12 protein-coding genes are annotated in these 14,417 nt (G+C 73.8%); 6 read left to right on the forward strand and 6 right to left on the reverse strand.

The window, feature by feature from the left end:
• Positions 1-59: 59 nt before the first annotated feature.
• The 4 genes from ABZ386_RS24190 to ABZ386_RS24205 all read right to left on the reverse strand — a co-directional run bounded on the left by ABZ386_RS24190 (position 60) and on the right by ABZ386_RS24205 (position 6,347).
• Positions 60-1,463, reverse strand: a complete 1,404-nt coding sequence (locus ABZ386_RS24190) for a hypothetical protein (protein WP_358965804.1) — start codon at positions 1,461-1,463, stop codon at positions 60-62.
• On the reverse strand, positions 1,460-3,190 hold the full coding sequence (locus tag ABZ386_RS24195) for a DUF3492 domain-containing protein (protein WP_356501940.1): 1,731 nt from the start codon (positions 3,188-3,190) through the stop codon (positions 1,460-1,462). The genes ABZ386_RS24190 and ABZ386_RS24195 overlap by 4 nt, the downstream gene beginning before the upstream one ends.
• 230 nt (positions 3,191-3,420) lie before the next feature.
• A complete protein-coding gene (locus ABZ386_RS24200) occupies positions 3,421-5,169 on the reverse strand; it encodes a DUF3152 domain-containing protein (RefSeq protein WP_358965806.1) in 1,749 nt (582 codons plus the stop codon).
• An 8-nt stretch (positions 5,170-5,177) separates the two neighbouring features.
• On the reverse strand, positions 5,178-6,347 hold the full coding sequence (locus ABZ386_RS24205; RefSeq protein WP_355725764.1) for an alpha/beta hydrolase: 1,170 nt from the start codon (positions 6,345-6,347) through the stop codon (positions 5,178-5,180).
• 268 nt (positions 6,348-6,615) lie between these two features.
• Between ABZ386_RS24205 and ABZ386_RS24210 the strand changes: the two genes are divergently transcribed.
• The 4 genes from ABZ386_RS24210 (at position 6,616) to ABZ386_RS24225 (ending at position 8,524) form a co-directional block, all read left to right on the forward strand.
• Positions 6,616-6,840 carry a hypothetical protein gene (locus ABZ386_RS24210; RefSeq protein ID WP_114255175.1) on the forward strand — a complete coding sequence of 75 codons (225 nt, stop codon included), beginning with the start codon at positions 6,616-6,618 and terminating at the stop codon, positions 6,838-6,840.
• Positions 6,841-7,047: 207 nt separating this feature from the next.
• A complete protein-coding gene (locus tag ABZ386_RS24215; RefSeq protein ID WP_031114312.1) occupies positions 7,048-7,695 on the forward strand; it encodes a TetR/AcrR family transcriptional regulator in 648 nt (215 codons plus the stop codon).
• A 135-nt stretch (positions 7,696-7,830) separates the two neighbouring features.
• The gene (locus ABZ386_RS24220; RefSeq protein ID WP_031114311.1) at positions 7,831-8,058 is read left to right on the forward strand and encodes a DUF3107 domain-containing protein; all 228 of its coding nucleotides are present in this window, start codon (positions 7,831-7,833) and stop codon (positions 8,056-8,058) included.
• 196 nt (positions 8,059-8,254) lie between these two features.
• On the forward strand, positions 8,255-8,524 hold the full coding sequence (locus ABZ386_RS24225; RefSeq protein ID WP_037766295.1) for a hypothetical protein: 270 nt from the start codon (positions 8,255-8,257) through the stop codon (positions 8,522-8,524).
• A gap of 106 nt (positions 8,525-8,630) precedes the next feature.
• Here the strand turns inward: ABZ386_RS24225 and ABZ386_RS24230 are convergent, their stop codons facing one another.
• Positions 8,631-9,377: a ferritin-like fold-containing protein gene (locus ABZ386_RS24230; RefSeq protein ID WP_358965808.1), complete on the reverse strand. Its 747-nt coding sequence runs from the start codon at positions 9,375-9,377 to the stop codon at positions 8,631-8,633.
• A gap of 479 nt (positions 9,378-9,856) precedes the next feature.
• On the opposite strand from ABZ386_RS24230, the gene ABZ386_RS24235 reads away from it, so the two are divergent.
• Entirely contained in the window at positions 9,857-12,298 is a 2,442-nt protein-coding gene (locus tag ABZ386_RS24235; RefSeq protein ID WP_358965810.1) for a DEAD/DEAH box helicase, read from the forward strand.
• A gap of 296 nt (positions 12,299-12,594) precedes the next feature.
• Complete coding sequence (locus ABZ386_RS24240; RefSeq protein ID WP_355718610.1) at positions 12,595-13,467, forward strand: alpha/beta fold hydrolase; 873 nt, start codon at positions 12,595-12,597, stop codon at positions 13,465-13,467.
• Here the strand turns inward: ABZ386_RS24240 and ABZ386_RS24245 are convergent.
• A complete protein-coding gene (locus ABZ386_RS24245) occupies positions 13,464-14,366 on the reverse strand; it encodes an NYN domain-containing protein (RefSeq protein ID WP_351348351.1) in 903 nt (300 codons plus the stop codon). The two genes, ABZ386_RS24240 and ABZ386_RS24245, sit on opposite strands and share 4 nt — an antisense overlap.
• Positions 14,367-14,417 lie beyond the last annotated feature (51 nt).

The raw sequence follows: 14,417 nt of genomic DNA on the forward strand, positions 1-14,417 counted from the left end.
ACGGGTGCCTTCGGCGGTGGGGCCGGTGTCCGTGGCGGTGGGGCCGGTGTCTGCGGCGGTCACCGTGCGGGCTCCGGCGGTGCGTGGGCCGAGGCGCGGGTGAGCTTGCGGGTCGCGTGGATCAGGAGGGCCAGGGCCGCGGTTCCGCAGGCGAGGGCGGGAACACTGCCGGCGCCCAAGGTGGTGACGAGGGTTTCGACCGGGGTGGCCAGGAAGCCGCAGCCAGGGAGGCGGGAGGTGAAGACCGTGGCGAGGGCGGCCGCCTCGACGGTGGCCGTGGCGGTGAGGACCACGGCCGGGGCGTAGGTGAAGCCGTGGGTGGTGAGGAGGCGGGCCAGGAAGAGGAGGGCGCCCAGGGTGAGGGCCTGCGTGTAGGCCGCGGGCTCGTCGAGGGCCGCTGCGCAGAGGGCGAGCAGGGCCGCCAGGGCAGCCAGGAACAGGGCGAACGCGCCGAGCAGGAGCGGTCGTACGGCGGCGGCGAAGTCGTCCAGGCCGCGGCTCGCGGCGAGTCTGCGGCGGGCGCGTCCGCTGAGGAGGTGGGTGATCCAGGCCGTCGGCGCGCAGGCCAGGGCGAGAGCCAGTACGGGCGCGGTGGTGAGGGGCCAGGGGCCGTCGGCCGTGCCGGTGGGCAGGGCGTCGGGGCCTCCGGCGACGGCGTTGCGGAGCAGTCCGTCGCCCAGGAGGGAGTAGCCGATGAGCCAGGCGGTCCATGTGGTGGTTCTGCCGGGGGTGGTGCGGTCGGCCGCGCTCAGGGGGCCTCGGCGCAAGGCCGCGTGGAGGGCCAGGGCGACGGTGAGGGCGCCGGCGGCGGCCGCGAACAGGCGCGTCTGGCCGTCGGTGAGGCGCACGGCCGACACGGCGGCGGCGCACAGCGCCCCCGGCAGGAGCGTCAGGAGGACCCAGTCGGCGCGTACCCGGGGGGCGGTCGGCGGGGTGGGTGGGGGCGCGTCCCCGTCCCGGGAAGCCCGTGCGTACATCTCCTCGGCGAGGGAGAAGACGTCCCGGTGGCGGAAGCGTGCGGCGGTCCGGTCGGTGATGCCGTGTGCTTCCAGCCCCGCGGCGATCTCCAGGGGGTCCACGGCGCGTTCGCAGAGGTCCCGGTGACGGTGCATCAGCGCCTTCACGGGGTCGGCGGCGCCGCGGCGCGGGGCGGCGGCCTTGCGGTCGGAGCCCGTCTCGTGCGCGGACGCCTTGCGGCCGGTGCCCGCCTCCCGCGCGGGCGGCTTGCTGCCGGTGGCCGTGTCCCGCGCAGACGGCTTGCTGCTGCCGGTGGCCCCTTCCGGTTTCGCGAGCGGCTCACCGCCGGTGGTCGCCTCGGTGTTCGCGAGCCGGTCGCCGTCGGCCGCCGCCTCCGGGACGGACGATGCGTCGGTCTCGGGGCTCAAGGTTTCCTCCGAGCGGGCGTCCCACGGCCCCGGGCTGGTCGGGGTTTCCGGCCGGTCCAGTTCGCCCAGGTCGTTCATCGTGCTCCCTCCGGGGCCGGGACGGGAGTGGTGGCTCGTACGGGGTTGTCCGTCGCCCAGCCGGGGCCGCCGCGGGCGACGAGGCGGGGTGACGGCGACGGGTCGGCCCAGCGGACCGGGACGTGGGCCTCGGCCGGGACCGCGAAGGGAAGCGGTGCTCCCGTTTCGTCGAGGACGACCCGGCGGATCGGCGCACGCGAGACGATCTCCAGGTAGATGCCGTGGAACGCCTCGGTGTTCTGCTCGACCGTGAACAGTTCGAGGGCGCGGGCGCGAGCGGCGGCCCCCAGGCGCTCACGGCGCTCGGGGTCGCGCAGCAGGGCCACGCACGCCTCGGCGAGCGCCTGCGGGTTGCGCGGCGGTACGACCAGGCCCGTGCCGCCGATGACCTCCGTGACGGCGCCGACGTCGGTGGAGACCGTCACGCGCCCGCAGAGCATGGCCTCGACGAGGCTGATCGGGAAGCCCTCGACGACGCTGGACAGGACGGTCACGGCGCCCGAGGCGTAGGCGTCGGCGGCGGCCGGGAGCTCCGGCCCGCCGATCTCCTCGAAGGACACCGGGTTGTCGCCGGCGGCGTGCGGGCCGTCGGCCTCGTCGGGGAAGAGCTGGGCGGCCAGTGTCCTGCAGTGGCCGAGATAGGCCGCGCCCTCGGCGCCGGCGGGGGCTCCGACGATGCGCAGGCGCGTCCTCGGCTGCCGCTTGCGGACCTCCGCGAAGGCGTGCAGCAGCGAGACCAGGTCCTTGGCGGGCTCGACGCGGCCGACCCAGACGAGGGTGTCCGGGGCCGCGCAGTCGGGGGACTCGCCGACCTCCGCGAAGGGCCGGGCGTCCATGCCGGGATAGACCGTGCGGAGCTTCCCGCGGTCGGCTCCGCAGCGCTCCTGCCAGCGGCGGGCGTGCGTGTTGCCGGCGGTGACGATCTCGGCCCGTGCGTAGGCCTCGGCCGCGAGCCTGCCGTGGAAGGCGGCGAGCAGGGACCGTACGGCGGGTGGGGCGTCGGGCGCGGTGAGGTAGTGCGTGCGCAGGCGCACGCCGTACTCGGTCACCAGCAGGGGTACGCCGGTGAAATGGCGGGCCAGCAGACCCGGCAGGACGGCCGTGCCGCCGGACGCGGCGTGGCAGAGGTCGACCGCCCCGAGGCCGTTGTCCTCGTACCAGTCGAGGGAGAGGGGGCGCAGGGCGCGTTCCAAGTAGGCGGCCACGGCGAGCAGGTCCGGGACGCGCGCCTCGCGTGCCGCGCGGTGTGCGCCGGGCGCACGACAGGCGCGTTCCAGTGTGCGGACGGCGGCCTCGGAGCGGAGCGCTCCGGCCAGGCCGCCCTCGTCCCGGGCGAGTTCGGCGAGCCCGTACAGAGCGTTGGCGAAACGGTCCGCCTCAGGGGTCGACGTCCCCGCGGAGGCCGACGCGTCACCGGGGACCGCCGAACCACCGGACGCCCCGCACAGCACGGCCGCCAGTTCCCCGAAGCACTCCGTGAAGCGCCGGCGCGCACGGCGGCCCAGCACCACGTCGTCGTCCTCGGCCATCCACAGGGGCGCGGTGCGCACCCTGCGGACGTTCGGCGGCAGCGGGACCCAGCCCTCGTCCTCCTGGTCCTGGCTGCGGCTGAGCGCGTAGACGTCGAACTCGTGCTGGGCGAGCCCGCGCACCAGCCGGTCGCACCAGAGCCTGGCGTCACCGCTCACGTACGGATAGCCACCCTCCGTAAGCAGTCCGATGCGCACGAGTGCACCCCCGATCTCCCGTATGGGGAGCCGCCGTTGCCCGGCGGCTCGCAGCGGGACGAACGTATGCGGACAAGGCGGTGGTGCGACGGACGGTTGTCCGTCGCACCACCAAAAGGGGTGAACGGTCGTAACTTTCGCGTGCGGTCCGCGTTCCGTCGCGCTAGGAGATCAAGCGGACACGGATGGTCATGCGCGGTCGACGGCGCCCGTCCGCTCCGGAATCTCTGTCAGCTCGCGGGGTACGGCCAGGGGTTGGCGCGGCAGTGGATGCCGTCGTGGTCGAGGAACTTGGTCTGCTGCTGCATGACCGGGGCGAGGTCGCCGTCCTTGTCGCAGGTGACGTGCCCGTGGCCGAGGCGGTGTCCGACCTCGTGGTTGATCAGCATCTGCCGGTAGGCGTGGATGTCGCGGTCACCGTACGTCTCGGAGCCCTGGGCCCACCGGTAGGCGTTGATCATCACGCGCTCGGTCGCGGCCGAGTCGCAGGAGACGTTGTCCACGGTGGTGTCCAGGCCGGACTTGGCGCACCAGTCGGCGGTCGTGCCGGGGCTGGCGAGGGTGATGACGAAGTCGGGCTTGCCGGTGTAGATGCGCTCGAAGGCGTACGCCCCGTTGTGGGCCCAGCTGCGCTGGTCGTTGAGCGTCTTCTGCACGGCCTCGGCGAAGAGCTCGCCGTCGAGCCCCAGCCCCTGTTCCACGTCCACTCGGTAGGTCAGCTTCTGCCCCGCGCCCGGCGCCTTGGCGATGCCGGGAACGGCGTCGAACTTCCCCGAGCCCTTCAGCGTGGCGGCGAGCGGGTACGTCCTGGCCATCTTCGCGTCGTACGTCAGCGGCGCCGCGGCGGGGCCCGGGGCGGGCGTCGCACGGTCGTCCGCGCGGGACGCGGAGTCCCGGATGTCGCGGGCCTGGTCGGTGGCGGACTGCGACTGCACACCGGCATCGCCGGGGTCGTCGGCGACCTGGCCGGCGACGACGACGGCCAGCACGGTGGTGACGGCGGCGGCCGCGATGCCGGTGAAAGTACGGCTCTTGGCGCCCTTGCCGGGCGCGGGCGTGCCGGTGGGCCCCGCGTCGTCGTGGTCGTCGAAGCGGGGGTCGGCCGGGGTGCCGGCGCTCCAGTCCGTGACGGAGGCGTAGGCGTCCGCCGCGTGCGCGGAGGCGGGCGTGCGGGGGGCGAAGACGTCGTCCTCCTCGTCGAAGGCGTCGAGGTACTCCTGCCGCGGGCCGGGCCCAGACGCCCGGCGCTGCCGCGGTATAGGAGCACCGCCCCCACCACTCCCCCTCAACTCACCCCAGCCGCCCCCGGCTTCCCGCTGCTCGGGATGGCCTCCCCGGGCATGGGGAAAGCCGCGCGCGGGGGTGCCGTCGGGCAGCCGCGGAAAGCCCTGCGCAGGAGTCCCGTCGGGCAACCGCGGAACACCTGGCGCCGGCGTCCCGTGAGGCAACCGAGAAAAACCACGTCCAGGCGTCCCGTCGGACAGCCGAGGAACACCTCGCGCGGGCGTCCCATCAGGCGCCCTGGAAACACCCTGCGCCGAAGCCCCATCAGGCACCCGAGGAACACCGCGCCCTGGCGTCCCGTCGGAGAAGCGCGGCACCCCACGCGCAGGCGTGCCGTCCGGCAGCCAGCCGTCCGGCAAGCGCGGCACCCCGTGCGGCGGCGTCCCCGGTGCCGAATGCGGCCCCGACGTCGGATGCGACCCCGGTACCGGACGTGGGCCCGGCACGCGGCGCGGCCCCGCGCCCGGCGGCGGCCAGCCACCCTGCCCGGCGCCGGGCGGTACCGGGCGGCCGCCCCGGCTCGTGTCCGGTGCCGGGCTGCCGCCCCGGCTCATGTCCGATGCCTGGCCCTGGCCCTGGTCCTGGCCTGCTCTCGGCCCCTGCGTCTGCGCCTGCCCGGCGCGGCCGTCCCGTACCGCGGTTGTGTCCGCGGTGTCGCCCTTGGCGACGGGCCCACGGCGGCTGTGGCGTCCCACGTCGCGCCTCAGCCCCCCATGCTCTCGTCGGTGCCTTCTCCGTCGCCGGCGTCGCCCGCGCGAGCGCCCGGCTCGCGCGTACCCGTGGCGACCGTACCCGCCGCGACCGACTTCCGCCCGTCCACCGCGCCGGTGTCGTCCTCACCCCCGATGTCCGGCCGGCCCGTGCCCGACTCGGCCCGGCCCGCTCCGGTCCGGCTCCGCCGCGCCCGCTGCGTGCCCAACTCGCCTGAGTCCTCGAGGAGTTCACGAAACGCCAGGGCGACCGTCTCCGGGTACTCCATCATGGCCACGTGTCCCGCGTCCGGCAATGTCACCAGCCGCGAGTCGCGGAAGGCCCGGGCGGCTTTCTGGGCCATACGGAAGCCGACGAGCTGGTCGCGGCCGCCGTAGACGAGCAGGGTCGGCGCGAGGACGCGCTCGGCCTGGCGCCACAGGCCCTGCTGGCCACCCAGCGTGTACGCGTTGACGATCCCGCGCGCGGAGCGCGCCATCGCGTCCCAGAAGTACGGCAGCCGCAGCCGCCGCTCCATCTCCTGCACGGCGTTGCGGAATCCTTCCGGCGTCACCCGCGCGGGGTCGCCGTAGCAGAGCGCCATCACTCCGCGGACCCGCTGCTCCGCCGTCCACGTCCTGGTGAGCCGGGTGAAGAGCGCCGCGACACCGGGCACCGCCAGCAGCCCCGTGGGCACGGCGGAACGCTGCACGCGGATTTCCGGCAGGGCGGGTGACACGAGCGTGAGCGTACGGACGAGATCGGGCCGGACCGCGGCGACACGGGTGGTGATGGCGCCGCCGAGCGAGTTCCCGAACAGGTGGACGGGGCCGCGGCCGGAGGCGTCGAGGTATCGGATGACCGCGCGCGCGTGCCCCGTGACGGAGTAGTCGCCGTCGTCCGGGGGCGGGGAGTCGCCGAAGCCCGGCAGGTCGACGGCCTCGCTGTCGACGACGTCGTCCAGCAGCGGCATCAGCGCCGACCAGTTCTGCGAGGAACCTCCGAGCCCGTGCACGTACAGCGCGGGAGGCAGCCCTTCACGCGCGGGGGGCCTCGACCGCACCGTCAGCGTGGCCCCGGGCAGTTCGACCGACCTGAGCCGCTCGCCCTCGGCGACCCTGACGGCCCCCACCTTCGGCAGCACATTGGCGGGCGGCACGAACGGCAGCTCGGTCGAAGACATGCGGCAATGTTACGAGACGATCACGCAGTGGCTCATGTGTTCGCCGTCACAGGAATCGGCCACATGAGAGGGGCAGACACCAGGCAGGAGGGGCAGATGAGAGGGCACACGGGAAGCAGCAGGGGAGTCAGCCGACGGGATGCGCACTGCGTCACGTTCCGGACGCGGATCGCATAGCGTCCGGATCGGGTGTCTCCTAGGCTCGTACAGAGGGCACCCGCGTGTGGCCCCTGCATTCCCAGGGACGTTCGTAGGAAGGGAGCCCAGCATGGCCGTTGACCCCACCGACCCGGAGACGTTCGAGGCCGAGGACGCGCCGGAGGCGCAGGAGTACGACGTCGAGGCCCCCGAGGTCGACGCGGCCGAGCAGCACGCGGACATCACGCCGAACCGCGACGACCCGCTGACCGGCGTCGACCCGGACCGCGCCAACGAGGCCGACCTGGTGGAGCAGACCCGGATCGTCTCGCTCGACGAGGACGACTACCGGTGACGTCCGTCGCCGCAGGGCGACGGACCGCACCATCGAGCAGGAAAGAGGCCGCATTTTGCCCGCTCTGCCCCTGTTTGAAACCTTCGCAACCGCTTTCGTAACCGTCCGGTCCGTGAAATCCTGCGCTCTCACCGCGCACACCACGGTTACCGAAAAGTACGATGGCGACGCGGCCAGATCCGCACGTGGACGACTATGGGAGGCGGCGTGACAGCCATCGAGCAGACAGAGGCGGTTCGCCCGCGGGGCACACGCCTGCCGCGCCGTGCCCGACGGAACCAGCTCCTGGGCGCGGCCCAGGAGGTCTTCGTGGCCCAGGGCTACCACGCGGCCGCGATGGACGACATCGCCGAGCGCGCCGGAGTGAGCAAGCCGGTGCTCTACCAGCACTTCCCCGGCAAGCTCGACCTCTACCTCGCGCTGCTGGACCAGCACTGCGAGTCGCTCATCCAGTCCGTGCGCAACGCGCTCGCGTCGACGACCGACAACAAGCAGCGCGTCCGGGCGACGATGGACGCCTACTTCGCGTACGTCGAGGACGACGGCGGCGCCTTCCGTCTGGTCTTCGAGTCGGACCTGACGAACGAGCCCGCCGTGCGCGAGCGCGTCGACAAGGTCACCAACGAGTGCGCGGAGGCGATCTGCGACGTGATCGCCGAGGACACCGGCCTGTCGCGCGCGGAGTCGATGCTGCTCGCCTCGGGCCTGGGCGGCCTCGCCCAGGTGGTGGCCCGCTCCTGGCTGCACAGCGACCGCAGCGTGCCGCGCGACCAGGCGGTGCAGCTGCTGACCTCGCTGGCGTGGCGCGGCATCGCGGGCTTCCCGCTGCACGGGACGGACCAGCAGCACCACTGACGGGCGCGTTGTTCCCGCCCGGTGTTCGCTCGTGGCGTTCTCGGGCGGAGCCTGTACGTCCCCTCACCGGGCTAATGTGTGCTGCGTACGGCGCGGAAGGTCGCGCACATCACTGACCGTCGGAGGGACAAAGCCGTGGAGGTCAAGATCGGCGTGCAGCACGCGCCCCGCGAGATCGTTCTGGAGAGCGGTCAGAGTGCCGAGGAGGTCGAGCGGGCCGTGTCGGAGGCGCTGGCCGGGAAGTCGCCGCTGCTGACCCTCGTGGACGAGCACGGCCGCAAGGTCCTGGTGCCGGCCGACCGTCTCGCCTATGTCGAGATCGGCGAGCCGGCGCCGCGCAAGGTGGGCTTCGGCGCGCTGTAGGCGCTTGTGTCGCGTGGGGCGGGGCGGCTGTCGGCCGCCCCGCCCCCGTTTGCGTACTCCGGCCCCGTGCGGCGCACGGGTTCCTTCACGGATGGAGCACAAGTCGCCCCTGGAGGTGGATTGGATTCCGCAGGTCAGGGGTAAGACGGGCTACGACCGTTCCGGCCAGGCCGGCCATGTGGGAGGGACCCCCGACATGCTCCTGGAAGCGCTGAGCTCCGCGATCCTCGGCCTCGCTCTGGCGTGGGCGGCCACGCACCGCCTGCCGCACCGTCTGCCGGCTCGCCCGCTGGTCCTGTCGACCGGCGTCGCCGGCGCCCTCTTCGGGGCCTTCGTGATGCACAGCGCGCTCGACGCCGGGCACCTGCTGCTGGTGCTGCTCGGCGCGGTGATCGTCTCGGTGGCCTCGCTGTCGCTGCTGCTGCGCCCCTCGGGAAGACTGCGCCGCCGATCAGCGACGGCGTAGCGGGCCGGGGGCAACGGCGTAGCCGGCGCGGGGGCGCGGGGACCTGCGCGCCCACCCGGCTACGTCCCGCAGCCGCGGCACAGCCGAAACCACCCCGTACGGAGCCTCAGGCGGCCAAGCCCAGCGCGGCCATCCGCTTGGTGTGCGCCTCGGTGATCCGGGAGAACATCTTGCCGACCTCGGCGAGATCGAAGCCGTCCGCGACACCGCCCACCAGCATGGTCGACAGCGCGTCCCGGTCGGCGACCACCCGCTGGGACTGCGACAGGGCCTCGCCCATCAGCCGCCGCGCCCAGAGCGCGAGCCGTCCGCCCACGCGGGGGTCGGCGTCGATCGCGGCACGCACCTTCTCCACGGCGAAGCCACCGTGCCCGGTGTCGTCGAGGACGGCCAGCACCAGGTCACGGGAGTCGGAATCCAGCCGGGCGGCGACCTCGCGGTAGAAATCGCTGGCGATGGAGTCGCCGACGTAGGCCTTGACCAGGCCCTCCAGCCAGTCCGAGGGGGCCGTCTGCCTGTGGAAACCGTCGTACGCGGCGACGAACGGCTCCATCGCCCGCGTCGGCTCCTCCCCGATCTCGGCGAGCCGGTCGCGCAGCCTCTCGAAGTGGTGGAACTCCGCCGAGGCCATCTTCGCCAGCTCCGCCTTGTCCGCCAGGGTCGGCGCCAGCTTGGCGTCCTCCGCGAGCCGCTCGAACGCCGCCAGCTCCCCGTAGGCGAGCGCGCCGAGCAGGTCCACGACCGCGGCGCGGTACTGCGGGTCGGCGGAGGCCGTCGCCCAGTCCCGGGCGGCGACTCCGGTGTGTTCGGCGGCGGTGTCCGAGGCGTTCTCAGGCTTGTCAGAGCTCGTCATGAAGCGCACAATAGCCCGCTCGCCGGGAGCCGTAAGGCCCTGGTCAATCACTGTGACGACGACTACGTGACCAAATCGGCCATCGCATGTGCGCGATTCCGGGGTATGGTGGTAATGCGCCTGCTGGTACGTCGCCGTACCTCGACAGGCCGCACGTATGAGGATGCCCGGTCGGTGGCCCGATCGGCTCCGACCCGACAGCCCTCCCCGGCGTACGGCACTACGCGTACGAAACCCGGAGGGGACACCCTCAGCGGCACGAGCGCTAGAGCGTCGGCGCGGTCCCGTGCTCTACGGCCCGCCCGTAGGCAGCCGACGTCCCCGGCACGGTCCTTGACACGACCCCCGCGCTCGCCTCGCGCCGCCCACACAGAAGAGGCAGCACCCTGACTACGACGTTCCGAGAGCTCGGGATCCTTCCCGAGACCGCCGAGGCCCTGGAGGCCGTCGGCATCATCACCGCCTTCCCCATCCAGGAGATGACGCTCCCCGTGGCCCTGTCGGGCTCGGACGTCATCGGCCAGGCCAAGACCGGCACCGGCAAGACGCTGGGCTTCGGCCTCCCGCTCATCGAGCGCGTCACCGTCCCCGCCGACGTCGAGGCCGGACGCGCCAAGCCCGAGGACCTCACCGACGCCCCGCAGGCCCTCGTCGTCGTCCCCACGCGCGAGCTGTGCACGCAGGTCACCAACGACCTCCTGACGGCCGGCAAGGTCCGCAACGTCCGCGTGACGGCGATCTACGGCGGCCGGGCCTACGAGCCCCAGGTCGAGGCGCTCAAGAAGGGCGTCGACGTGGTCGTCGGCACCCCGGGCCGCCTGCTCGACCTCGCCGGGCAGAAGAAGCTGAACCTGAAGCACGTCAAGTGCCTGGTCCTCGACGAGGCCGACGAGATGCTCGACCTGGGCTTCCTGCCCGACGTCGAGAAGATCATCAACATGCTGCCGGTGCGGCGCCAGACCATGCTGTTCTCGGCCACCATGCCGGGCGCGGTCATCGGCCTGGCCCGCCGCTACATGTCGCAGCCCACGCACATCCGCGCCACGGCGCCGGACGACGCGGGCGCGACGGTCGCGAACACCAAGCAGTTCATCTACCGCGCGCACAACATGGACAAGCCGGAGATGGTCGCGCGCATCCTGCAGGCCGAGGGCCGGGGACTGGCCATGGTCTTCTGCCGCACCAAGCGCACGGCGGCCGACCTCGCCGACCAGCTGAAGCAGCGCGGTTTCGCCTCCGGCGCGGTCCACGGCGACCTCGGCCAGGGCGCCCGCGAGCAGGCGCTGCGCGCCTTCCGCAACGGCAAGGTGGACGTGCTCGTCTGCACCGACGTCGCCGCGCGCGGCATCGACGTCGAGGGCGTGACGCACGTCATCAACTACCAGTCGCCGGAAGAGGAGAAGACGTACCTGCACCGCATCGGCCGTACGGGCCGCGCGGGCGCGAAGGGTACGGCGATCACGCTCGTCGACTGGGACGACATCCCGCGCTGGCAGCTCATCAACAAGGCGTTGGAGCTGGACTTCAACGACCCGCCGGAGACGTACTCCACGTCCCCGCACCTCTACTCCGACCTCGGCATCCCCGAGGGCACGAAGGGCATCCTGCCGCGCTCGGAGCGCACGCGTGCCGGGCTGGACGCGGAGGAGCTGGAGGACCTGGGCGAGCCGGGCGGCCGGGGGCCGCGCGGTCGTGGCGACCGCGCTGGCCGCGGCGGCCGGGACGAGTCCCGGTCGGCCGACCGCGAGCGTCCGTCGCGTACGCCGCGGCGCCGCCGCCGGACGCGTGGCGGAGCGCCGTTGGCGGACGGGGCTCCGGAGACCTCCGGCACCACGGCGACCGGTCCGGCCAAGGCGACCGGCCCGGAGACCGCGGCCGTAGGCGGTACCGCCGAGGCGGAGGCCGTCACGGCTCCGCGCACCCCGCGTCGCCGTCGGCGCACGCGCGGGGGTGCCCCGGCCGAGTCGGCGCCGGTCGCGGCCGTCGAGTCCGCGGCGTCCGCTCCGGCTGAGGACGCCGTCGCGACGGCGGAGGGCACGAGCATGGAGGCGCCCGAGACTCCCGAGGCGGCGAAGCCGCGCCGCCGCCGGACGCGCCGGTCGGAGACGCCGGTCGCGCAGACGCCGGTGGAACAGACGCCGGTGGCGGAGACCGAGGCCGCGGTGACGCCGTCGGCCACGGAGTCCACGCCTGCGGCGCCGCTGACGGTGGAGTCCACGGCTGCCGTGGATGCCGCGTCGGTGACCACGGAGCCCGAGGCTGCCGCGGCCAAGACGCGCCGCCGCACCCGCAAGACCACGTCGTCCGCGTCGTCCCCGCCGTCCACGGCCGAGTCGGCGCTCGACACGGCCGAGGGCGTCACCGAGTCCGCCTCCGAGCCGACGGAGACGAAGCCGCGCCGCACCCGCAAGGCGGCGGCCAAGGCCGAGGTTCCCGCCGAGGGCGCCGAGGCCACGGAGACCAAGCCCCGGCGCACGCGCAAGACGGCCGCCGCGGCGGAGGAAGCGGTCGACACGGCGGAGGCCACCGAGGCCAAGCCGCGGCGCACGCGCAAGACCGCCGCAGCCGCCGAGGCCTCCGAAACCACGGCAACCACGCCGCGGCGGACCCGCAAGACCGCAGCCACGGCCGAGGCCGCCGTCGACGCGGCCGAGGGCGCGGAGGCCAAGCCCAAGGCCCGCCGCACCCGCAAGACCGCCGCCGCGCCCGAAGCCGCCGCGCCCGAGGCCACCGCCGGAATCCCGGCCCAGACGGCTCAGGAGCCGGAGGCCGCCGAGGCCAAGCCGCGCCGGACGCGCAAGACCACCGCGTCCAAGACGGCTGCCGCGCCCGCCGAGGTCTCCGGGGACGTGCCCGAGGCGAAGCCCAGGGCCCGTCGCACGCGGAAGGCCACGGCCGCAGCGGAGCCCACGGAAGGCTGACACTCCACCCGACGGCCCGGTCCCACACCTGTGGGACCGGGCCGTCGTCGTTCGCCGAGGCCCCTGGCCGGCCCTCAGGCGCTACCCCCGCCCCAGCCGAGCCAGCCCGCCAGCGTTCGCCCCACGCGCCCGGCCCACCCTCAGCCACTCCATCCCCCACCTTGCGGGACCGGACCGCCGACATTCGAACCACGCACCCGACCAACCCGCAGCCACCGCCACACCCGCCCCCATGGGACCCGCCCGCCAGCCCTCGCCCCACACACCCGGCCAACCCCAGCCGCTACCCTCACCCCGTGACCAGCCACCCCACCTTCCCCCTGCCGCCGGGCGCCCGTGCCTACCGTCTGTGTACCTCCCGCGGGGAGTTCGCCGTCGTCGACTCGTCGCCGGGGGCGGGTGCGGAGGTCAGGGGCGTTGCCCTGATGCTGCCCGGATTCACCGGCAGCAAGGAGGACTTCAGCCTGCTGCACGAGCCGCTCGGCGAGCGTGGGTACCGGGTCGTCGCCGTGGACGGGCGGGGGCAGCACGAGTCGGACGGGCCCGTGGACGACGAATCCGCCTACGCCCAGCGGGAACTGGCCCGGGACGTGCTGGCGCAGGCCGCGGCGCTCGGCGTTCCCGTGCACCTCGTCGGGCACTCGCTCGGCGGGCAGATCGCCCGTGCGGCCGTGCTGCTCGATCCCTCCCCGTTCCTCTCCCTCACCCTGGTCTCGTCCGGCCCGGCGGAGATCTCCGTCTCGCAGCAGCAGCGCGTGAAACTGCTGCGGGACGCGCTCGCCGTGATGTCGATGGAGGACGTGTGGGAGGCCATCCAGGCCATGGGACCGCCGGAGGAGGTCGGCGGACCCGCCCGCGGCATCGGCGACCAGGAGCAGCTGCGCCGCCGCTGGCTGGGCAACCGTCCCGCCCAGCTCCTCGCGACCGGCCGCCAGTTGTGCACCGAGCCGGACCGCGTCGCCGAACTCGCCGCCGTACGACTGCCGTTCCACGTCCTGTCGGGCGCGCACGACGACACCTGGCCGGTGGCGACCCTCGACGACATGGCCGCGCGGCTGGCCGCGCACCGCACGGTCGTCGCGGGGGCCGAGCACTCCCCCAACGCCGACCGCCCCCTGCCGACGGCCCACGCCCTCGCCGACTTCTGGGACGGCATCCGAGAGGGCTAGTACTGCGTCCGCAGGTGCTCCCAGAAGCCGTCGCGCAGCGCGCGCCGCAGGTCGGCCTGGCCGCGTAGGGAGTACTGGAGCAGGCTTTCCGCCTCCACGAGCAGGTCCTGGTCCACCGAGCCGGGCAGGTACGGGTGTCCGGGCAGCAGCTCCACGAGCGTGTCCCGGCCCCGGGCCGCCAGCCATTTCGCCGCGATCTGCGCGCCCACGAACCGCACGTCCTCACGGGCGGGCCGGCCCGTGGCCGCCTCGTAGGCGGGGGCCGCGCGGCGGGAGACGTACGGCTTGAAGAAGTCGAGGTCGAGGGTGCGCTGGCTGTCGACCTCCCACAGCAGCGGCTCCGCCTGGTTGCGGCCCTCCGGCGCCTCGATGCCCCAGAGGTGGACCCGGGCGCCGTAGCCCTGGGCGGCCTCCACCGCCGACACCAGGTCCTCGTCGCCGCCGAGCAGGGCCGCGTCGCTGATGGCGCGGTGGCGGGCCAGGGACTCCAGGTCGGAGCGGATGAGGGAGTCGACGCCCTTCTGCTGGTTGTTGGCGTTCAGGTTGCCCAGGCGCACCTTGACGTCCGGCAGCTCGGCGATGGTCTGCTGCTCGGCCGTGTGGATGCGGCGGCGGGCGCCGTCGTACCAGTAGACCCGCAGCAGCCTGCTGTCCGCGAAGATCGTGCGGGCCCGGTCGATGAGGGCGTCGATCAGGCCCTCGGCGTCCAGGTCGAAGGCGCGGCGGTCCTCCGTGCCGGCGACGAGCCGTCCCGCGGCGGCGTACAGGTACCCGGCATCGACGAAGATCGCGTGGGTCGAGGGTGTCTTCGCCACCTCGGCGAGCATGCGCTGGAGCAGCTCGTTGGTGCGGTCGATGCGGGCGCTGAGGGCCGCGAGGTCGTCGTTCATCACCTCCATTGTCCCGGCGGTCACGCTGCGAACACAACCGGTCCCGGTCGGTCCCGTAAC

It is taken from the genome of Streptomyces sp. NPDC006140, from assembly GCF_040628815.1.
Lineage (GTDB): Bacteria > Actinomycetota > Actinomycetes > Streptomycetales > Streptomycetaceae > Streptomyces.